Here is a 19,012-nt window from a genome sequence, read left to right as displayed (position 1 = left end):
GGAGCACGCGGCCCCCCGAAGAGGGCCGCGTGCCGTTCCAGGTGTCAGAACGCGAGCCGCTGCCAGTCCGGCACCTCGCTCGCGCTCAACGTCCGCGCGAAGATCGCCATCCGGTCGACGGCCCCGCTGAGCCGCTGTCCGCCGCCCTGGTCGGCGGCGAAGCGCAGCGGCCGGGTGGCGCACCCGGTGATCCCGTCGGCGAGTACCTTGGCCCCGCCCGCACGGGCGCCGTCGACGTACACGGTGATCGTGCCGTCCCTGCCCATGGTGATGACCAGGTCGACGTACTTGTTCGCGGGCACCGTCGCGTCGGTGGTCACGTTCAGGCCCGCTCCGATGAAACGGACCTTGCCGGCGGGCGTCAGGTCCATCAGGACGCCGTCGGTGCCGGGGTCGCCGGAGGGCTGGAAGTCGAACAGCCGCCGGTATCCCGATCCGGCCGCCTTGACGCGGGCCGCGAACGACGCCTCGGGCAGGAACCCGAGCGTCGTCGGCGCGGTCGTCAGGTAGGTGGACCCGTCGAGCACCAGCCCTCCGTCGCCGTCGTAGGCGGCGTTGCCGGTCACGGTGGCGTTCCTGCCGTTGCCCGAGGTGTCGGTGACGGTCGAGCCCGAGCCGGGGTCCCATGCCACGAGCGGCTTGTCGGGGGACGGCACCGCGCAGGGAGCGACGGCGAGCACGGCACCGCCGGTGCCGGACCACGCGTCTCCTCGGGCGGTCGCGACGATGCGCGCCGTGCGCGAGCCGTCGGCGGGTCCCGAGGTGACGGCGAACGTCGCCGTCCTGCTGCCGCCGCCGGGCACGCCCGGCAGTTCGGCGGACGACGGGGTGGCGGTCCATCCCTTCGGCAGTGCCAGCGTCACCGCGCTTCCCGGTACGGCACGCCCGCCGGTGGCCGACACGGTGACCTCGACCGGGAAGCTCGCCTGCGGTCCTGTCGCGGCGGGCGCCTTGACCGCGACCGCGACCTGACCGGCGATCGTGTAGGTCTGCCCCGCCCTGGCGGTGAAGGTGATCGTGTCACCGTCGCGGGTGTGCGGGACCTTCTTCCCTCCGGCGTCGACGAGGCGGTACCGGCCGGCGATCACCTTGTTGCGCACCTTCAGCGGTCCTGCGGATCCGGCGCGCAGGGTGATCTCGGTGGCGGTGCCGCGGTCCCACGCGGCGTCGACGGTCACGTTGCCGCGGGCTCGCAGCCCCTTGACCGAGCCCGTGGCCCAGGCGGACGGCAGCGCGGGCAGCACGTGGACCACACCGGACTGCGACTGGAGCAGCATCTCGGCCATGCCCGAGGTGGCGCCGAAGTTGCCGTCGATCTGGAACGGCGGGTGCGTGTCCCAGAGGTTGTCCAGGGTGCTGCCGCGCAGCTGCTCGCCGAGCATCTTGAACGCGTGGTCGCCGTCGAGCAGCCGCGCCCAGAAGTTGATCTTCCAGGCCTTCGACCAGCCGGTGCCGCCGTCGCCGCGCGCGGTCAGCGAGACCTTGGCCGCCTCGGCCATCGGGGTGCCCGCGGTGATCTGCCGCCCGGGGTGCAGGGCGAACAGGTGGGAGACGTGCCGGTGGGTGTTGCGGGGGTCGTCCCAGTCGGTCTTCCACTCCTGGAGCTGTCCCCAGCCGCCGACGCGCAGGCCGGGGTCGAGCTTGGCCAGCGCCTGCCGTACCTCCGGTTCGTCCTCTCCGAGGACGGCGGCGGCCTCCAGCACGTTGGTGAACAGGTCGTGGACGATCTGCTGGGACATCGACGCGCCGGCGGAGAAGTCGCCCTGCTCGGGGGAGTAGCTGGGGGAGACGACGAGCTTGCCGTCGCGCGGGTCGGTGTGGAGGTTGTCCACCCAGAACAGCGCGGCCTCGCGCATCGCCGGGTAGACCGAGCGCAGGTAGGCGGTGTCGCCGCCGAAGCGGTAGTGGTCGAACAGCTGCTGGGTGGTCCACGCGGCCGCCTCGGGGAACCAGAAGGCGGTCGCCCAGTCGTGGACCCCGGTGTAGCCGAACGGGTTGGTCTCGTTGTGGACGACCCAGCCCCGCGAGCCGAACATCTCACTGGCGGTGCGCCGGCCGGGGGCGACCATGGCCTTGACGAAGTCGTCGTAGGGCCTGGTGGTCTCGGCGAGGTTGGTCTGCTCGGCCAGCCAGTAGTTCATCTGCAGGTTGATGTTGACGTGGTAGTCGGCCGACCACGGCGGGCTGGTGGAGTTGTTCCACACGCCTTGCAGGTTCGCCGGCAGCGAGCCCTCCCTGGAGGAGGCGATCAGCAGGTAGCGGCCGTAGGCGAAGAACATCGCCTCCAGCGCCCTGTCGTCGGTGGATCCGCCACCGGTGTAGGCCCTGAGCAGCTGGTCGGTCGGGATGCGCGGGGCCTGCTGCCCGAGGTCGAGCCGTACCCTGTCGAACAGGCCGCGGTGGTCGTCCAGGTGCGCGCTCCTGAGCGCGTCGTAGCCGCGGGCCGCCGCCTGGTCGACGGCGGCGGTGACCTTGGCGTGCGGGTCCTCGCCGCGGTAGGCGGGATACGTGCCGGCGTAGTCGGTGCCGGCCGACAGCACGAACATCGCGCTGTCGGCGCCGGTCACCGTGATCCGGTCGGCCCCGTCGGTACGGCTGCCGCCGCTGGTGACGACCTGGACCTGCGATTCGAACCGCATGCCGTTGTCGGCCAGGGCGCCGCGGACGGTGAGGCGGCCGTCCTTGACGCTCACGGTCTTGTCGTCGCGCGGTGACGAGGTGCGCAGCGTGAAGGAGACCTTGCCCGCCTCGGAGGCGCTCAGCCTGCCGACGATCACGTTGCCCGGGTGGCTGGCGAAGTACTCGCGGGTGTAGGTGACGCCGCCCGAGGTGTAGCCGACCTTCGCGACGGCTTCGCGCAGGCTCAGTTCCCTGCGGTAGCCGGTGGCGGCGGTGTGCCCGGTGTCCAGCCAGAGGTCGCCGAAGGTCTGGTAGGCGCCGAAGCCGCTCTTGGGCTGGCCGAGTTTCCTGGCCACGTCGTCCGGGGACATCTTGCCGTCGTGGTCGATCTGGGCCTGTACCTCGGCGATCGCGCCCGGTCGGGGGCTGGTCCAGTTGCCGTGGGTGTAGCCGCTCCTGGATCCGGGGCCGCCGGTCCACAGCGTCTTCTCGTTGAACTGCAGTTGCTCGGTCGCCACCCCGCCGAACACGGTCGCGCCGAGCGCGCCGTTGCCGATCGGCAGGGACTGCGTCTCCCAGCTGGTGGCGGGCTTGTCGTACCAGAGCGTGAGGTCGTCGGGCGGGTCGAGGGCGGTGGCCGCGCTCACCGGAGAGGTCACGGGCGACACTCCGATCATGAGGGCGGACAGCATGACTAACGCAAGCCGAGGGGCCACGGATTCCTCCGGTGACTGGTGGATGTGCGCCACGTTGTTAACACTTGAAACGTGGGGGTAACAAGAGCTTCGATCCGATGTTTAGTTGGATTTTTCGTTTCACATACAAGGACAGATCTCCATCGACCCAGGTCACGGATCGGATGTATCTGCGATGGAGGGCTTGACAGCCATGCGGCCACCCTCGAGCATCTGAGGGCGAGACATCCGATGTATAGCTGAAGGATGCGGTGTGAAGCTGCTGCGAGTTGGACCGGTCGGCCAGGAGCGGCCCGCGGTGATGGACGCGGGTGGAAGCCTGTACGACATCGGAGAGCCCGAAATCGACGGGGCTTTCCTCGCCTCAGGGGGAGTGGCGCGCGTCCGGGCCGCGCTGGAGCGCGGCGACCTGCCGGTGATCGACGCCGAGGGCCTGCGGGTCGGCCCCCCGATCGCCAGGCCGGGCAAGATCGTGTGCATCGGCCTCAACTACAGCGACCACGCGGCCGAGACCGGGGCCACCCCGCCTGCCGAACCCGTGGTGTTCATGAAGGCGCCCAACACCGTGGTCGGCCCCGACGACGGGATCCTGGTGCCCCGCCGCAGCGTGAAGACCGACTGGGAGGTCGAGCTCGCCGTCGTCATCGGGCGGACCTGCCGCTACCTGGAGTCGCGTGAGGACGCGCTGGCCGCGATCGCCGGTTACGCGATCTCCAACGACGTCTCCGAGCGCGAGTTCCAGCTGGAGCGCGGCGGCCAGTGGGACAAGGGCAAGTCGTGCGAGACCTTCAACCCGCTCGGCCCCTGGCTGGTCACCGCCGACGAGGTGGCCGACCCGCAGGACCTCGGCATGCGGCTGTGGGTGAACGGCGAGCTGCGCCAGAACGGCAACAGCAAGAACATGATCTTCGACGTGGCCGAGATCGTCCGCTACCTGAGCGCGTTCATGGTGCTGGAGCCCGGTGACGTCATCAACACCGGCACGCCCGCCGGGGTCGCGCTCGGCCTGCCCGGCCAGCCGTACCTCAGGGCGGGCGACGTCGTCGAGCTGGAGATCGACGGGCTCGGACGGCAGCGCCAGACGGTGGGCCAGGCATGAGCGACTACCGGATCGTGGGCATGGAGACCCACGACATCCGCTTCCCGACCTCGCGGGAGCTCGACGGCTCCGACGCGATGAACCCCGATCCCGACTACTCGGCCGCCTACGTGGTGCTGAAGACCGACGACGGCTTCGAGGGGCACGGCTTCGCGTTCACCATCGGCCGCGGCAACGACGTGCAGACCGCGGCCATCAGGGCGCTGGAGCCGTACGTGATCGGCAGGGACGCCGAGGACCTCGGCGGCCTGTACAAGACGATGGTCTGGGACTCCCAGCTGCGCTGGCTCGGCCCGGAGAAGGGCGTCATGCACATGGCGGTCTCCGCCGTGGTCAACGCCCTGTGGGACCTCAAGGCCAAACGCGAGGGCAAGCCGCTGTGGCTGCTGCTCGGCGAGATGACCCCCGAGCAGCTCGTCGACCTGGTCGACTTCCGCTACCTGAGCGACGCGCTGACCCGCGACGAGGCGCTGGCGATCCTGCGCAGGGGCGCGGCCGGCAAGGCGGAGCGGATCGCCTACCTCCAGGAGCACGGCTACCCCGCCTACACGACCTCCCCCGGCTGGCTCGGCTACGACGACGACAAGCTGCGCCGCCTGTGCAAGGAGGCCCTGGACGACGGCTTCCGGCAGATCAAGCTGAAGGTCGGCGCCGACCTCGACGACGACATCCGCCGCTTCAAGGTCGCCCGCGAGGTCTGCGGCCCCGACTTCCCCATCGCGATCGACGCCAACCAGCGGTGGGACGTGGGCGCGGCCATCCGCTGGGTCAACGCGCTGGCCGAGTTCGCCCCCCACTGGGTGGAGGAGCCCACCAGCCCCGACGACGTGCTCGGCCACGCCACCATCGCCAGGGCCGTAGCCCCGATCAGGGTGGCCACCGGCGAGCACGTCCAGAACCGCATGATCTTCAAGCAGATGCTGCAGGCGGGCTCGATGTCCTACCTCCAGCTCGACTCCGCCAGGGTCGGCGGCGTCAACGAGAACATCGCGATCCTGCTGCTGGCCGCCAGGTTCGGCGTGCCCGTCTGCCCGCACGCGGGCGGCGTCGGGCTGTGCGAGCTGGTTCAGCACCTGTCCATGTTCGACTACGTGGCGGTCACCGGGACGATGGAGGGACGGGTCATCGAGTACGTCGACCACCTGCACGAGCACTTCGAGGACCCGGTCGTGATCGAGCACGGCCGTTACGCCGCGCCGCGCCGCCCCGGCTTCAGCTCCGAGATGCGCCGCGCGTCCATCGCCGCCCACTCCTTTCCCGACGGTGAGGTCTGGAGGAACCAGTGACAGACATCAGAGCTCTCGTGACGGGCGGCGGATCCGGCATCGGGCTCGCCACCGCCGAGGCGTTCGCCGCCCGCGGCTGGCAGGTGGCCTGCCTGGACCTCAACCCGCCGGGTGATCCGTTCATCGCCGTCAAGGCCGACATCACCGACGACGACCAGGTCCGTACGGCTGTCGCGGAGGCCGCCGAGCGGATGGGCGGGCTCGACGTCCTGGTGAACAACGCGGGCATCGGCGCGCAGGGCACGATCGAGGACAACCCGGACGCCGAGTGGCAGCGGGTGTTCGACGTCAACGTGCTCGGCATCGTGCGGGTGTCGCGGGCGGCGCTGCCGTACCTGAGGCGGTCGGACCACGCCTCGATCGTGAACACCTGCTCCATCGCGGCCACCGCGGGGCTGCCCGACCGGGCGCTCTACAGCGCGACCAAGGGCGCCGTGCTGTCGCTGACGCTGGCGATGGCCGCCGACCACGTGCGGGAGGGCATTCGGGTCAACTGCGTCAACCCCGGCACCGCCGACACCCCGTGGGTCGGCAGGCTGCTGGACGCCGCCGTCGACCCGGAGGCCGAGCGGGCCGCGCTCAACGCCCGCCAGCCGATGGGCCGCCTGGTCTCCGCGCAGGAGGTGGCCGCGGCCATCGCCTACCTGGCCGGCCCGGAAGCGGGCGCGACCACCGGCACCTCGCTCGCCGTGGACGGCGGCATGCAGGGTCTCCGCCTACGCCCGAGCAACGAGCAACACACCCCCCAAGAAGAGGCGGCATCATGAAGTTCGGCCCCGTGGTCGCGAGCGCGGCCCTCCTGGCTCTCATCACCGCGTGCGGCAGCTCCACCGGGAGCGGCGCCAGTCCGAGCGCCGCCCAGGGCGGCGGCACCGGCGGAAAGATCGGTATCGACCACCCACGGGCCGACTCCGACTTCTGGAACTCCTACATCAAGTACGTCCCGAAGATGGCGGCCGAGCTCAAGGTCGACCTGATGAACCCGACCAACTCCCAGAACGACGTGGCCAAGCTGGTCGCCAACACCCAGGCGCTGGTCAGCCAGGGCGCCAAGGTCATGGTCATGGCCCCGCAGGACACCGGCGCCATCGCCTCCACGCTCCAGCAGCTGGAGAACAAGAACATCCCGGTCGTGACCGTGGACACCCGACCCGACAAGGGCAAGGTCTTCATGGTCGTCCGCGCCGACAACCGCGCGTACGGCACCAAGGCCTGCGAGTTCCTCGGCGAGAAGCTGGGCGGCAAGGGCAAGGTCGTCGAGCTGATGGGCGCGCTGTCGTCGGTCAACGGCCGTGACCGCGCCGAGGCGTTCCGCGAGTGCATGAAGACCAAGTTCCCCGGGATCACCGTCTTCGAGGAGCCCACCGAGTGGGACGGCGGCAAGGCCGCCTCCATGCTGCAGACCCGCCTGGAGCAGAACCCGGACGTCAAGGGCATCTACATGCACGCCGGAGGCGTCCACCTGGCGCCCACGCTGCAGGTGCTGAAGGCCAAGAACCTGCTGGTCGCGCCCGAGGATCCCAAGCACGTCTTCGTGGTGTCGAACGACGGCATCCCGCAGGAGTTCGAGGCGATCCGCAAGGGCGAGATCGACGCCACGGTCTCCCAGCCCGCCGACCTCTACGCCAAGTACGCGCTGTTCTACGCCAAGGCCGCCGCCGAGGGCAAGACGTTCAAGCCGGGCCCGACCGACCACGACTCGACCATCATCCAGCTGCCCAACGGTCTCGAGGACCAGCTTCCCGCTCCGCTCGTGACCAAGGAGAATGTCGACGACCCGAACCTCTGGGGCAACCAGGTCAAGTAATGAACATTCACGTTGAAGCCCGGAACATCGTGAAGCGCTTCGGCCCGACCGTCGCGCTGAACGGAGCCGGCATCTCCATCGCAGAGGGCGAGACCCACGCCCTTGTCGGCAGGAACGGCGCGGGCAAGTCCACGCTGGTGTCGATCCTGACCGGGCTCCAGCGCCCAGACGAGGGCGAGGTGCTGTTCTCCGGACAGGCGGCGCCCGCTCTCGCCGACAGGGACGCCTGGCGGCAGCGGGTCGCCTGCGTCTACCAGAAGTCGACGATCATCCCCGAGCTGACGGTCGCCGAGAACCTCTTCCTCAACCGGCAGACCACCGGCGGGATGATCAGGTGGAAGGACCTGCGCGCCCGCGCCCGCGAGGTGCTGGACACCTACCAGGTCGACGTCGACGCCGACATGCTCGCCGGCGACCTCGGCGTCGAGCGGCGCCAGCTCGTGGAGATCGCCCGCGCGCTGTCGTTCGGCGCGACGTTCATCATCCTCGACGAGCCGACCGCCCAGCTCGACGGGCCCGCCATCGAGCGGCTCTTCGAGCGCATGCGCTCGCTGCGCGAGCAGGGCGTCACCATGATGTTCATCTCGCATCACCTGGACGAGGTGTACGAGATCTGCCAGAGCGTCTCGGTCTTCCGCGACGCCAGGCACGTCCTGACCAGCGCGGTCGCCGACCTGCCGCACGACGAGCTGGTCGCGGCCATGACGGGCGAGGCCACCGGCGCCTACGAGTACCGTTCCCGCACGCCCGGCACGGACGTGGTGATCGCGGCGCGGAACCTGTCGCTCAACGGCCGCTACAGCGACGTCGACCTGGAGGTCCGCTCGGGCGAGATCGTCGGCCTCGCCGGCTCGGGCAGCAGCGGCAAGATCGGCCTGGCCGAGACGCTGGTGGGGCTGCGCAGGGCCGACTCGGGCGTGGTGAGCGTCAACGGCACCCCGATCAAGGACGTGCCGTCCGCGCTCAGGGCGGGTCTCGGGTTCGTGCCCCAGGACCGGCACCACGAGGGTTTCGTCCCGCTGCTGTCGATCGGGGAGAACGCCACCCTCCCCATCGCCCACAAGCTGGGCAGGTTCGGCTTCGTCTCGCCCGCGGCCAGGCGGGCGCGTGCCGTACGGATGATCGAGGATCTCGACATCAAGACCGAGGGGCCCGACCAGCCGGTCGGCGACCTGTCGGGCGGCAACGCGCAGAAGGTGGTGCTCGCCAGGGCGCTGGCCGACGACCCCCGGGCGGTCGTGGTGATCAACCCGACGGCGGGCGTCGACGTGAAGGCCAAGCAGTCGCTGCTCGGCGCGGTCGAGGACGCCGTGGACCGGGGAGCCGGAGCCGTGCTGGTCTCCGACGAGCTGGACGACCTGCGCGTCTGCGACAGGGTGCTGGTGATGTTCCACGGCAGGGTCGTGAAGGACGTGCCACGTGGGTGGAGTGACCACGAGCTCGTGGCCGTGATGGAAGGTATCGAACAGTGACAACCATGACCGCACCCGCACCGCGCCTCAAGCTGGCGAGGTTCCGCGACCTGACGCTGGTGCCGGTGATCGTGCTCTTGCTGGTCGTGGGGGCGTTCGTGGATCCGGTGTTCCTCAGTCCGGGCAACCTCATCAACGTCCTGCAGCAGCAGTCGGCGCTCGCGCTGGTCGTGCTGGCCGAGGCGCTGATCCTGATCGCGGGCAAGTTCGACCTGTCGCTGGAGTCGACGGTCGGCATGGCGCCCGCGATCACCGTGCTGATGATCCCCGCCGCCTCCGGCGCCATGGGGCTGCTGGCGATCCCCATCTGCCTGCTCATCGGCGCGGCGATCGGCGCGTTCAACGGCTTCCTGATCCTGAAGTTCCAGCTGTCGGCGTTCGTCGTGACGCTGGCCATGCTGATCGTCGTGCACGGCCTGCACCTGGGGCTGACCGGCGGCAAGAGCCTGTTCGAGCTGCCCGACTCGCTGCTCTACCTGGGCAGCGCCTCCTGGCTCGGGCTGCCCGCGGCCATCTGGATCGCGGGCGTGCTGTTCGCCGCCGGCATCGTCGCGCTCGGCTACTTCCGCCTCGGCCGGGCCCTCTACGCCATCGGCGGCAACGCCGACGCCGCCCGCGCCGCGGGCATCAGGGTGGAGCGGGTGCTGTGGAGCGTGTTCATCATCGGCGGGGCGCTGGCGGCGCTCGCCGGAGTCCTGGAGACCGGCCGCCTGGGCGGCATCAGCGCCAACCAGGGCGTGGGGTGGATCTTCATGGTCTTCGCCGCCGCGGTCATCGGCGGCGTCAGCATGGACGGCGGCAAGGGCACGATCTTCGGCGCGCTCACCGGTGTCCTGGTGATCGGCCTGGTGGAGAACATCCTCACGCTGCGAGGCGTCCCGGGTGAGTGGAAGCAGCTCGTCTACGGCGTGATCATCCTGGTGGCGTTGATGATCAGCAGGGTGGCCGGAGGGAAGGCGCAGGACTGATGCAGCGACTGGCGTTGCGGACCCGGCTCAAGGCCGGCTGCGAGGAGATCTACGACAAGGAGCACGCCACCATCCCCGCCGAGCTGGAGGAGGCCATGCGGGAGCACGGCGTCCACTCCTGGCGGATCTGGCGCGACGGCCGCGACCTGTTCCACTTCGTGGAGGTCGAGGACTACGCCGCCCTCCAGGACGCGCTGCGGGACCACCCGGCCGACCGGGCGTGGCAGGCGAAGATGAACCCTCTGCTCGACGGCGACTTCGACAAGAGCACGGGCGGACTCAAGCTGGTCTGGGAGATGCGGTGAAGCCGGCGCGGCCGGTCCTGTCCAGGCTCGGGTTCGGCGGCGCGCCGATCGGCAACCTCTACACCGAGGTCAGCGACGACGACGCGCGCGCGGCCGTCGACGCCGCCTGGGACACCGGGACGCGCCTGTTCGACACCGCGCCGCATTACGGCCTCGGCCTGTCCGAGCGCCGTCTCGGCGCGGCGCTGGCGGGGCGCTCGGGCTACGTCCTGTCCACCAAGGTCGGCCGGCTGCTGGTGCCCGCCGAACCCGCCCCCGACCCCGACGGCTTCGCCGTCACGACCGGCCTGCGCAGGCAGTGGGACTTCTCCGCGGCCGGCGTCCGCCGGTCGATCGAGGAGTCCCTGGTACGGCTCGGCCTGCCCGCCGTCGACCTGGCCCTCATCCACGACCCGGACGACCACGCCGAGCAGGCGCTCGACGAGGCCTACCCCGAGCTGGCCGCGATGCGCGACGAGGGTCTGCTGAGGGCGATCGGCGTCGGGACGAACCAGTGGGAGCTCCCGCTGCGCTTCGTCCAGGAGACCGACATCGACGTGGTCATGCTCGCGGGGCGCTACACGCTGCTCGACCGTACGGGCCTGCCGCTGCTGGAGGAGTGCGCCGCCCGCGGCGTCCAGGTGATCGCGGCCGGCGTCTTCAACAGCGGCCTGCTCGCCACCGACGAGCCGGGCGCCACGTTCAACTACGCGCCCGCGCCGGCCGAGCTGGTGGACCGGGCCTCGAAGATCGCCGGGATCTGCGCCCGGCACGGGGTCACGCTGCCGCAGGCGGCCATCGCCTTTCCGCTGCGGCATCCGGCGGTGGCCTCGATCGTGCTGGGCGCCAGGACCGCGGACGAGGTGCGCAGGAACGCCGCCCTCGCCGACCGTCCGGTGCCGGACGAGCTGTGGGAGGAACTCGGCTAGCTGTCGCCGGCCGCGAACGTGGTGCCGGCCGGGCACATGCCGGTGAGCGCCCGGCCGCATGCCCGGGGGATGCCGGTGAGCGCTCGGGTCAGCGCGGGGGGCGCATGCCGGTGAGCGCCGTGTCCACCAGGGCGCTCGCGTACTCGTGGGTGAGCGGGCCGCCGCGCTGCATCCAGCGGTTGAGCAGCGGCCCCCACAGCAGGTCGATGGCCAGGTCGAGATCGAGGTCGGCGGCGAGCTGCCCCGCCTCCTGGGCCGCCCGCAGCCGCTTCCGCTTGATCTCGCGCATCGGCAGGTCGAGCCGTTCGGCGTAGGCGGCGGCCAGCTCGGCGTCGTGGACGATCTCGGTGTTGAGCGCGCGCATCGGCTCGTCGTAGCGGGGATCGTTCAGCTCGTCGACCGTGGCGTGGAGGACCGTCTTGAGGTCCGCCGCCAGGTCGCCGGTGTCGGGCAGGGCCGCCTCGTCGCCAGGCCCCCCGCCCATGGCCGTGAGGAAGGCGTCGAAGAGCACGGCGCCCTTGGACGGCCACCACCGGTAGATGGTCTGCTTGCCGACGCCCGCCCGCGCGGCGATGCCCTCGATGCTGAGCCTGGCGTAGCCGACCTCGGTCACGAGCTCGAAGGCGGCGGTGAGGATGGCCTGCCGGGAGGTCTCGCTCCGTCGGGCCGTGTTCGCTGTCACGGGCAGCAGCTTACCTGAGACGAGACGGACCGTCTTGACATTCCGCGTCCAGATCCCCATAGTTGTCCACACAACACGAGACGAACCGTCTCGGCTCGTACAGATCGGAGCCTCACCCATGCGTACCGCAGATACCGCCAGGACCTGGTTCATCACCGGCGCCAGCCGCGGTCTGGGCCGCGCGTTCACCGAGGCCGCGCTGGAGCGCGGCGACCAGGTGGTCGCCGTGGCCAGGAACGTCGAGCCGCTGCGCGAGCTGGAAGCCGCCCACCCGGGCGACCTGCTCGTCCTGCCCCTCGACGTCACCGACCGTGCCGCGGTGCTCGCCACCGTCGCGGCCGCCCACGAGCATTTCGGCAGGCTCGACATCGTCGTCAACAACGCGGGCGCCATGTCCGCCGGCATGGTCGAGGAGTTCACCGAAGAGCAGGCCCGAGCGCAGATGGAGGTCAACTTCTTCGGCGCGCTGTGGGTCGGCCAGGCCGTCATGCCGTACCTTCGGGCCCAGCGGGCGGGGCACATCGTGCAGATCTCCAGCATCGCCGGGCTCGGCGGCTTCCCCACGACCGGCCTCTACAGCGCGAGCAAGTTCGCGCTGGAGGGCATGAGCGAGGCGCTGGCCATGGAGGCGGCCCAGTTCGGCGTCAAGCTCACGATCGTGCAGCCCGGCGGGTACTGGACCGACCTCTACACCAGCATGACCGCCACCACGCCGCTGCCGCCCTACGCCCCGCTACGGGCCGAGCTGGAGAAGCAGTGGGCCGAAGGGTCGATCGACAGCGAGCCGCGCCTGGCCGCCCAGGCCGTGCTCGCGCTGGTCGACAGCGACGAGCCGCCGCTGCGGCTGCTGCTCGGCAGCATGGTGTACGACCTGGCCTTCGACATCTCGCGGCAGCGGATGGACACCTGGGCCGGGTGGGAGTGGGTCAGCCGCGCCGCCGAGCACGCCGTCCCCGCTCCAGGCGCCTGAAGGAACGACCGGCGGCCGCGGGCGCTGGGCCGGTCGCGTGTCCCGGCTGGTACGTCCGCCGGTGCTGGGCAGGTGGCGTGTCCCGGCTGGTACGTTCGCGGGCGCTGGGCAGGTGGCGTGTCCCGGTCGTTCCGGGAGCGGACGTCCGGGCCGGGCGCATCCGCGCAGGCCTTCCGGCCGTCACGCCTCCGCCGGGACGAAGATCCACGCCTTCGACTCGCCCTCCTCGTAGGGCGAGTCGAGGCGCTTGGCGACCACGCCGGGCAAGCCCTGGTCGCGGGCGGCCTGCCGTACCGGCTGGGCCTGGCCGGGCCACGCGGGCGCGGTCTGCCACCTGGCGCCCGCGATCTCCAGCGCCTCCAGCGCCGCCCTGCGCGTCCGGTACGGCTCGCCGACCAGTGAACGGCCGGCGTCGTAGAGCAGGTCGTAGGCGATGAACACCTCCTCGCCCGCCAGGGAGACGATCTCGCCGTCGAGCACCGCCGTCCGGCTGCCGAGCCGTTCGGCCAGCGGCCTCAGCAGCGGCACGTCGGTGCGCCCGCCCTCGATCGGCACCAGCGTCCTGCGCCCGCCCCACGCGAACTCGAAGGCGTATTCCTCGGCGTTCCTCGGCAGCCGGGCGCGCCGCACGGGCAGCATGGGGGCCGGACCAGGCAGCGGATCCCGCGACGGGGGATCCATGCGGTGGATCATCCAGTTCTTGCCGTTCGTCTGGAACAGCGCGAACCTGCCCTGCGTCCGCTCCCCGTGCAGCACCACCTTGACCTCGCGGTCCGACCACTTCTCCGTCTCGTAGGTGCCGCGGTCCCAGATCGTCATCGTGCCGCCGCCGTACTCGCCGCGCGGGATCTCCCCCTCGAACGTCGAGTACTCCATCGGGTGGTCCTCGGTGTGGACCGCCAGGTGGTTGACCGCCGGGTCCTCGGGCAGGCCCTTCGGTATCGCCCAGGAGGCGAGCACGCCGTCGCGCTCCAGCCGCAGATCCCAGTGCAGCGACCGGGCGTGGTGCTCCTGGATGACGAACGTGTCGTCGCCCCCCGGCTCGGGCGCCCGCTCAGGTACCGGCTCAGGCGTCTTCGCCGGGTCTCTCATGTCGCGATACCGCTCCAGCTTGTCGGCCACGACGTGGTTCTACCCGCGGCGCTCGTACCTGGTGATCCACAGGCCGGAAATCACCTCGACGTCCTCGATCCTGGTGAACCCGAGCCGCTCGTAGAGGGTCCGCGCCGGGACGTTGCCGCGGCCGGTGGAGACGACGGTCGTCCGGCCGTCCGCCCGGTCGAGCAGCTCGGCGACCAGCGTCCTTCCGATGCCCCGCCGGTGAGCGCGCGGATCGACGACGAGACGGTCGATGTCGACCAGGTCGTCGGTCTCCGTCCACGCCACCGCGCCCACCAGCATGCCCTCGTCGTCGAACGCGCCCCGCCACGCCAGCGGCGCGGCGATCAGGTCGTCGAGCGTCTCGCGCAGGGGCGGGATCCGGTCGTCGCCGATGAGCTCGGCCTCGACGGCGTAGGCGGCGTGCTGCAGGTCCAGCAGGGTCCTGTCCGGTTCGAGATCATCTATCCGCATCCGCCGAGTATCCCAGCCCACCGCAGCCGACCGCCGGGTCCGAGCACCGGGCGCGCCGGGACGCGCGGGTCCGCGCGCCGTGGTGGTGCGCCGGGAGAGCGTGCCGGGTCATGCGGCCCGGTCCGTGCGTCGCGGCGGTGGGGTGGGGACGGGGTGGGCCGGCGGCTCAGATGGTGGCGATCGGTTCGGGGGCGGCGACCGTGCAGGTCGGAGCCACCTCCGGCCGCATGGCCCTGACCTCGGCCATGAACAGCGGCGACGGCAGCACGTACGGCTCGGCCGCCGCCAGGTCCACCTGGTAGCCCATGTCCTCCAGCGCCGCGACGCTGGTCCTGCTGATCGGGTTGCCGAGCTGCGAGACCCTGCTGGTCATCAGCTCCACCCCGAACACCGACTCGCGCCAGTGCCCGCCCACGCTGCCGGGACCGCCGACGTTCTCCACCGGGACGGCATGCGGTCCGGCCGCGCCCAGCAGCACCCCGAACTCCCTGCTCGCGGCCGGGCCCACGAAGGTCGGGTCGGGACCGCCGAGACCCGTCGACAGCCCCAGCGTCTCCCAGATCGTGCCGAAGCCCAGCGCGTGACCCATCTCGTGCACGATCACGTCGTGCAGCAGCCCCGTCTGCTCCATCCGGTCCAGGTCGAAGGTGTCGAACCGCATGACGCCGACCGCCGGGAGCGCGCTGCCGGACCTGAGGAGCAGGGGACCCGCCTGGCCGAGGATGTTGCCCTGCTCGGTGCCGGGGCCGTCGATCTTCGCGCCCTCCGCGAGGATCACCAGGTCGTCGATCCGCTCGCCCGCCGCGATGCCGGCGGGCAGGCCCTCCAGCTCGGGGATCCGGACGTCGGGGAGGTCGCCCACGATGACCCGCGCCCAGCGGTCGGCGGCGGCGGCGAACGCCGCCTTCTGCGTCTCGCTCAGCCCGCCCATGAACCGGACCTCGATCGTGTACGGCGACTCGGTGTTCGCCAGGGCCTTCGCTCGCCGTGCGTCGGCACGCGCCAGATGGATGTCCATCTCCACCATCTCCTTGCGGCTCCTTGAGGTGTCGTCCAGGGCGAGTGTGGGCGACAGGGGAGGCGTCGCGCCTGAGTACGCCCCTACTCATCCATACGGGCTTGACATCATGCTGCCCTGCGCTAATCTCTTCTTCAGAGAAGATAGTTAACCAAAGCAGAATCTTGATAGAAGAAGCTGAATGGAAGGGGAGCGACATGACCCGCGACACCGCCATCGAGAGCGACACCGCCGCCGTTCGCGCGCTGCTGGAGCGGGCGCGGGAGGCCTGGGACCGCGGCGACGGCACCGCCTACGGCGCGCAGTTCACCGCCGACGCCACCGACGTGACCTTCGTCGGCAGCGTCTACCGGGGCGGCGCGGAGATCGGCCGGGCCCACCAGGTCCTGTTCGACAGCTTCCTCAAGGGCAGCCGCCTGGCGATGGAGATCATCGACATCCGCTTCTACGGCCCGGACACCGCCGTCGTCGTCAGCCGCGGCGACGTCTACAAGAGCAGGCCCAAGAAGCTCGGCAAGGTGCAGACCTACACCGTCGTACGCGAGGCGGGCGGCCAGTGGCGGATCGCGGCCATCCAGAAGACCAAGCGGCAGGGGCTCATGGAGGCGATCTCCTTCATGTTCCAGCCCGCGACACGGCCCCGCAGCGCCTGACTTCCAGGGCGCACAGCGTCACCCGCCGCATGGTTTGCTTGTCTCGTGAACGAGTCGGAGATCTCCCGCTATCTGGACAGATTCGGCGCGACGCGGCCGGCCGAACCGGACGCGGCCGGCCTGCGTGCCCTTCAGCGCGCCCACCTGAGAGCGGTGCCGTTCGAGAACCTGAGCATCCATCTCGGCGAGCCGATCTCCCTCGACCCCGGCGCGCTCCACGACAAGATCGTCGCGCGCCGTCGCGGCGGATTCTGTTACGAGCTGAACGGGTTGTTCGCCGAACTGCTGACCGCGCTCGGCTACCGGGTGACCCTGCTGGCCGCCAGGGCCTTCCAGGGTGAGCGGCTGGGACCGCTGTTCGACCACCTGGCGATCCGCGTCGATCTCGACGAGCCCTGGCTGGTCGACGTCGGATTCGGCGACTTCGCCGACGAGCCGCTGCGGCTCGACGAGCGGGCCGAGCAGAAGGACGACGCGGGCGCCGTCCAGGTCGTCCCCGCACCCAGCGGGCACGGCGACCTCGACATCGTCCACAAGGGCGACCCGGCCTACCGGCTGACCGCCCGGCCGTACGAACTGGCGGACTTCGGCCCGACCTGCTGGTGGCACACCACCTCTCCCCAGTCGCACTTCACCAGGTCACCGGTCTGCTCCCTCCGCGCCGCCGAGGGCCGGACCACGATCAGCGGCCGCAAGCTCATCCGGACGGTGAACGGCGAGCGCACCGAGCAGGTGCTGCAGGAGAGCGACCTCCGCGCCGCCTACCTCGACCACTTCGGGATCGCTCTCGACCGGCTCCCGTCCACGGGAACCGCGGCCACCGCGCCGTAGCCGGACACATGCGCCAGGGTCGGCTCCCGGTCGGAGTCGGCGGGCACCTGCAACCTTTCGCCCGGTAGGTCGCGTTGGGTACCGGCGAGAGGAGATCACAGTGGATCGTCACGACGGCTTCGACGAGTTCGTGCAAAGCCGCCAGCAGGCGCTGATGCGGACCGCGTACCTGCTCACGCGCAGTAGCGCCTGCCGGGCGTGACGGCGGTGGCGGGCCCGGCCGACACAGCCGACGTGGTCACCCCCGCCGCCGTCAGAGGGCCTTCTGCAGCCAGGACTCCACCCCTGCCACGTGGACGACCGCCCACGACCGCGCCACCTCCGCCTGCCGCGACGCGATCGCCTCGTAGATCGAGATGTGCTGTTCCCGCGTCTTCTCCAGGGCGCCCTCCTGGGTGAGGCCGCGCCAGATGCGCGCCCTGGTGGTCGGGCCCGAGAGGCTCTCGATGAACGAGCACAGCACGGCGTTGCCCGACCCCTGGGCGATGCGCTGGTGGAAGGTGAGGTCGTTGGCCACCAGCTCCTCGATCGTCGGCTCGGGCGGCAGCGAGTCGAGCACCGCCTTCAGCTCGGCGATGTCCTCGTCGCTCATCGTGAGCGCGGCCATCGCGGTGGCGGCGGGTTCGAGGATGCGGCGCACCTCGAAGAACTGGATCACCGTGTCGTCGCGGTGCAGGTCGAGGACGAACGACATCGTGTCGAGCAGCAGCCGGGGTTCGAGGCTGGTGACGTAGGTGCCGTCGCCCTGCCGTACGTCGAGGACGTTGATGAGCGCCAGTGCCCGTACGGCTTCGCGCAGCGAGTTGCGTGACAGGCCGAGGCGTTCGGCCAGGTCGGCCTCCTTGGGCAGCCTGTCGCCCGGGGAGAGCTCGCCCGAGAGGATCATCTGCTTGATCTTGTCGATCGCCGCGTCGGTGACCGCCACGTATTCCCCCTAGACATCGGATGTCTAGGAGTGTACGGCCACGAACCGGACGGGATCGACCTCGGGGAGCCGCCGGATCAGGCCGCGGGCCTCCAGGGCGCGGAGGTGGGCGGCGGCCTCTCCCGCCGCCATGGCGCGGAGCACGGGCGGGAGATCGCCCCACGGGCGGTTCCAGGTCATGCGGGCGGCGATCTCCCAGATGGTGAGGGGCTCGCCGGCCAGGCTGGCCAGCCGGGCGAGCTTGTCCTCGTGGTGGGAGCGGATCTCGGCGGCGCGCGCCGCCGCGTCGGGGAAGGGCCACTCGTGGGCGGGGAGCGCGCCTCGGTACGGCCCAGCGCGGCGACCCGGTCGAGCGAGGACAGGAAATCCGCCAACGGATCTACATCGTCCCGGTCATAGGGATAAATGCCGACATGAGGAGTGATGTCGGGCAGGATGTGGTCGCCGGTGAACAGCCGGTCGGCGTCCTCCAGGTGGAGGCACAGGTGGCCGGGAGTGTGGCCGGGCGTGTGGATGGCTCTCAGGACACGGCCCGGCACGTCGAGCAGGTCGCCGTCGCGCACCGCCAGGTCGGGCTCGGCGGGCGGCTCCGGCCGTCCCTCACCGGCCGGGGGCAGCTCGGTCGCGCCCGCACCCGCCCGCCGCAGCATCTCGGACTGGAAGGCGTGGTGCTCGTCCTCGCCGAGGTCGCGCATGAGCTTCACCAGGCGCGCGTCGGCCTCGTGCATCGCGATCCACGCGCCCGACTCCTCGCGCACGCGTCCGGCCAGCCCCGCGTGGTCCGGGTGGAAGTGGGTGACGACCACGCCGCGCACGTCCCGCACGTCGACGCCCACGGCCGCCAGGCCCGCGCGCAGCGCCTGCCACGCGTCGTGATGGTTCCACCCCGCGTCCACCAGCACCGGGCCGCCGGGCGAGTCGATCGCGTAGACGAGCGTGTAGCCGAGCGGGTTGCCGGGGATGGGCACCGGCACGCTGCTCACCCCGCCGCCGAGGTCCTGGGGCCGCTGGTCGGCGTACGGCCGGCGGCGCGTCGGCCTCCCGGCCCTCTCCCGTGTGGCGTCGGAGGACTCCGGCGTCGGCCTCCCGGTGCCCTCCCGTGTGGCTTCGGAGTCCCGCGTCGGCCTCCCGGCCCCCTCCTGTGTGGCGCCGGAGGGCTCCCGCGTCGCCTCTCTCGCGGGCTCGCCCCCGCTTCGCCGTAC

Annotated in this window: 18 protein-coding genes; 11 read left to right on the top strand and 7 right to left on the bottom strand. The window is 71.0% G+C overall.

Annotated elements, in window-relative coordinates; all coding sequences use genetic code 11:
- Nucleotides 1–44: 44 nt before the first annotated feature.
- Nucleotides 45–3,296, bottom strand: a complete 3,252-nt coding sequence (locus ABZX22_RS17805) for a glycoside hydrolase N-terminal domain-containing protein (RefSeq protein ID WP_354909964.1) — start codon at nucleotides 3,294–3,296, stop codon at nucleotides 45–47.
- A 271-nt stretch (nucleotides 3,297–3,567) separates the two neighbouring features.
- Here ABZX22_RS17805 and ABZX22_RS17800 point away from each other — a divergent pair, with 271 nt between their 5' ends.
- The 8 genes from ABZX22_RS17800 to ABZX22_RS17765 are packed head-to-tail and all read left to right on the top strand — an operon-like array spanning nucleotide 3,568 to nucleotide 11,159.
- Nucleotides 3,568–4,413, top strand: coding sequence for a fumarylacetoacetate hydrolase family protein (locus ABZX22_RS17800; RefSeq protein ID WP_354909961.1), 846 nt, complete (start codon nucleotides 3,568–3,570; stop codon nucleotides 4,411–4,413).
- Nucleotides 4,410–5,699: an L-fuconate dehydratase gene (locus ABZX22_RS17795; RefSeq protein WP_354909959.1), complete on the top strand. Its 1,290-nt coding sequence runs from the start codon at nucleotides 4,410–4,412 to the stop codon at nucleotides 5,697–5,699. The genes ABZX22_RS17800 and ABZX22_RS17795 overlap by 4 nt, the downstream gene beginning before the upstream one ends.
- Nucleotides 5,696–6,466: an SDR family oxidoreductase gene (locus ABZX22_RS17790; protein WP_354909956.1), complete on the top strand. Its 771-nt coding sequence runs from the start codon at nucleotides 5,696–5,698 to the stop codon at nucleotides 6,464–6,466. Before ABZX22_RS17795 ends, ABZX22_RS17790 begins: the two co-directional genes overlap by 4 nt.
- Nucleotides 6,463–7,506, top strand: a complete 1,044-nt coding sequence (locus ABZX22_RS17785) for a sugar ABC transporter substrate-binding protein (protein ID WP_354909954.1) — start codon at nucleotides 6,463–6,465, stop codon at nucleotides 7,504–7,506. Before ABZX22_RS17790 ends, ABZX22_RS17785 begins: the two co-directional genes overlap by 4 nt.
- A complete protein-coding gene (locus ABZX22_RS17780; RefSeq protein ID WP_354909952.1) occupies nucleotides 7,506–8,978 on the top strand; it encodes a sugar ABC transporter ATP-binding protein in 1,473 nt (490 codons plus the stop codon). Before ABZX22_RS17785 ends, ABZX22_RS17780 begins: the two co-directional genes overlap by 1 nt.
- Before the next feature lie 5 nt (nucleotides 8,979–8,983).
- Entirely contained in the window at nucleotides 8,984–9,946 is a 963-nt protein-coding gene (locus tag ABZX22_RS17775) for an ABC transporter permease (RefSeq protein ID WP_354909949.1), read from the top strand.
- Complete coding sequence (locus ABZX22_RS17770; protein WP_354909948.1) at nucleotides 9,946–10,251, top strand: L-rhamnose mutarotase; 306 nt, start codon at nucleotides 9,946–9,948, stop codon at nucleotides 10,249–10,251. Before ABZX22_RS17775 ends, ABZX22_RS17770 begins: the two co-directional genes overlap by 1 nt.
- Nucleotides 10,248–11,159 (top strand): aldo/keto reductase, encoded by a 912-nt coding sequence (locus ABZX22_RS17765; RefSeq protein ID WP_354909945.1) that lies wholly within the window; start codon nucleotides 10,248–10,250, stop codon nucleotides 11,157–11,159. The genes ABZX22_RS17770 and ABZX22_RS17765 overlap by 4 nt, the downstream gene beginning before the upstream one ends.
- Nucleotides 11,160–11,247: 88 nt before the next feature.
- On the opposite strand, the gene ABZX22_RS17760 is transcribed toward ABZX22_RS17765, so the two are convergent.
- Nucleotides 11,248–11,841, bottom strand: a complete 594-nt coding sequence (locus tag ABZX22_RS17760; RefSeq protein ID WP_354909943.1) for a TetR/AcrR family transcriptional regulator — start codon at nucleotides 11,839–11,841, stop codon at nucleotides 11,248–11,250.
- Nucleotides 11,842–11,959: 118 nt separating this feature from the next.
- Here ABZX22_RS17760 and ABZX22_RS17755 point away from each other — a divergent pair, with 118 nt between their 5' ends.
- Complete coding sequence (locus ABZX22_RS17755; protein ID WP_354909940.1) at nucleotides 11,960–12,811, top strand: SDR family oxidoreductase; 852 nt, start codon at nucleotides 11,960–11,962, stop codon at nucleotides 12,809–12,811.
- 180 nt (nucleotides 12,812–12,991) lie between these two features.
- Here the strand turns inward: ABZX22_RS17755 and ABZX22_RS17750 are convergent, their stop codons facing one another.
- The 3 genes from ABZX22_RS17750 to ABZX22_RS17740 form a co-directional block, all read right to left on the bottom strand.
- On the bottom strand, nucleotides 12,992–13,933 hold the full coding sequence (locus ABZX22_RS17750) for a DNA polymerase ligase N-terminal domain-containing protein (RefSeq protein ID WP_354909938.1): 942 nt from the start codon (nucleotides 13,931–13,933) through the stop codon (nucleotides 12,992–12,994).
- 9 nt (nucleotides 13,934–13,942) lie between these two features.
- Nucleotides 13,943–14,383, bottom strand: a complete 441-nt coding sequence (locus ABZX22_RS17745; RefSeq protein ID WP_354909936.1) for a GNAT family N-acetyltransferase — start codon at nucleotides 14,381–14,383, stop codon at nucleotides 13,943–13,945.
- A 166-nt stretch (nucleotides 14,384–14,549) separates the two neighbouring features.
- Nucleotides 14,550–15,401: a leishmanolysin-related zinc metalloendopeptidase gene (locus ABZX22_RS17740; protein ID WP_354909934.1), complete on the bottom strand. Its 852-nt coding sequence runs from the start codon at nucleotides 15,399–15,401 to the stop codon at nucleotides 14,550–14,552.
- Between the two features lie 197 nt (nucleotides 15,402–15,598).
- Here ABZX22_RS17740 and ABZX22_RS17735 point away from each other — a divergent pair, with 197 nt between their 5' ends.
- Complete coding sequence (locus tag ABZX22_RS17735; RefSeq protein ID WP_354909931.1) at nucleotides 15,599–16,054, top strand: SgcJ/EcaC family oxidoreductase; 456 nt, start codon at nucleotides 15,599–15,601, stop codon at nucleotides 16,052–16,054.
- Between the two features lie 45 nt (nucleotides 16,055–16,099).
- Nucleotides 16,100–16,885 carry an arylamine N-acetyltransferase gene (locus ABZX22_RS17730; protein ID WP_354909929.1) on the top strand — a complete coding sequence of 262 codons (786 nt, stop codon included), beginning with the start codon at nucleotides 16,100–16,102 and terminating at the stop codon, nucleotides 16,883–16,885.
- Between the two features lie 253 nt (nucleotides 16,886–17,138).
- Here the strand turns inward: ABZX22_RS17730 and ABZX22_RS17725 are convergent, their stop codons facing one another.
- Entirely contained in the window at nucleotides 17,139–17,810 is a 672-nt protein-coding gene (locus ABZX22_RS17725) for a FadR/GntR family transcriptional regulator (protein ID WP_354909926.1), read from the bottom strand.
- Between the two features lie 176 nt (nucleotides 17,811–17,986).
- Nucleotides 17,987–18,784, bottom strand: coding sequence for an MBL fold metallo-hydrolase (locus ABZX22_RS17720; RefSeq protein WP_354909923.1), 798 nt, complete (start codon nucleotides 18,782–18,784; stop codon nucleotides 17,987–17,989).
- Nucleotides 18,785–19,012: the final 228 nt, after the last annotated feature.

Origin of the sequence: Nonomuraea sp. NPDC003804, from assembly GCF_040610675.1 — a bacterium.
Classification (GTDB): Bacteria; Actinomycetota; Actinomycetes; order Streptosporangiales; family Streptosporangiaceae; genus Nonomuraea.
This window is presented reverse-complemented; position numbering and strand designations above follow the sequence as displayed.

Bases quoted from the DNA above. Each gene is read 5' to 3' on its own strand.
- ABZX22_RS17780 (WP_354909952.1), top strand. From the start codon at position 7,506: ATGAACATTCACGTTGAAGCCCGGAACATCGTGAAGCGCTTCGGCCCG.
- ABZX22_RS17745 (WP_354909936.1), bottom strand. From the start codon at position 14,383: ATGCGGATAGATGATCTCGAACCGGACAGGACCCTGCTGGACCTGCAG.
- ABZX22_RS17755 (WP_354909940.1), top strand. From the start codon at position 11,960: ATGCGTACCGCAGATACCGCCAGGACCTGGTTCATCACCGGCGCCAGC.
- ABZX22_RS17735 (WP_354909931.1), top strand. From the start codon at position 15,599: ATGACCCGCGACACCGCCATCGAGAGCGACACCGCCGCCGTTCGCGCG.
- ABZX22_RS17770 (WP_354909948.1), top strand. From the start codon at position 9,946: ATGCAGCGACTGGCGTTGCGGACCCGGCTCAAGGCCGGCTGCGAGGAG.
- ABZX22_RS17775 (WP_354909949.1), top strand. From the start codon at position 8,984: ATGACCGCACCCGCACCGCGCCTCAAGCTGGCGAGGTTCCGCGACCTG.
- ABZX22_RS17795 (WP_354909959.1), top strand. From the start codon at position 4,410: ATGAGCGACTACCGGATCGTGGGCATGGAGACCCACGACATCCGCTTC.
- ABZX22_RS17805 (WP_354909964.1), bottom strand. From the start codon at position 3,296: ATGATCGGAGTGTCGCCCGTGACCTCTCCGGTGAGCGCGGCCACCGCC.
- ABZX22_RS17740 (WP_354909934.1), bottom strand. From the start codon at position 15,401: ATGGACATCCATCTGGCGCGTGCCGACGCACGGCGAGCGAAGGCCCTG.
- ABZX22_RS17785 (WP_354909954.1), top strand. From the start codon at position 6,463: ATGAAGTTCGGCCCCGTGGTCGCGAGCGCGGCCCTCCTGGCTCTCATC.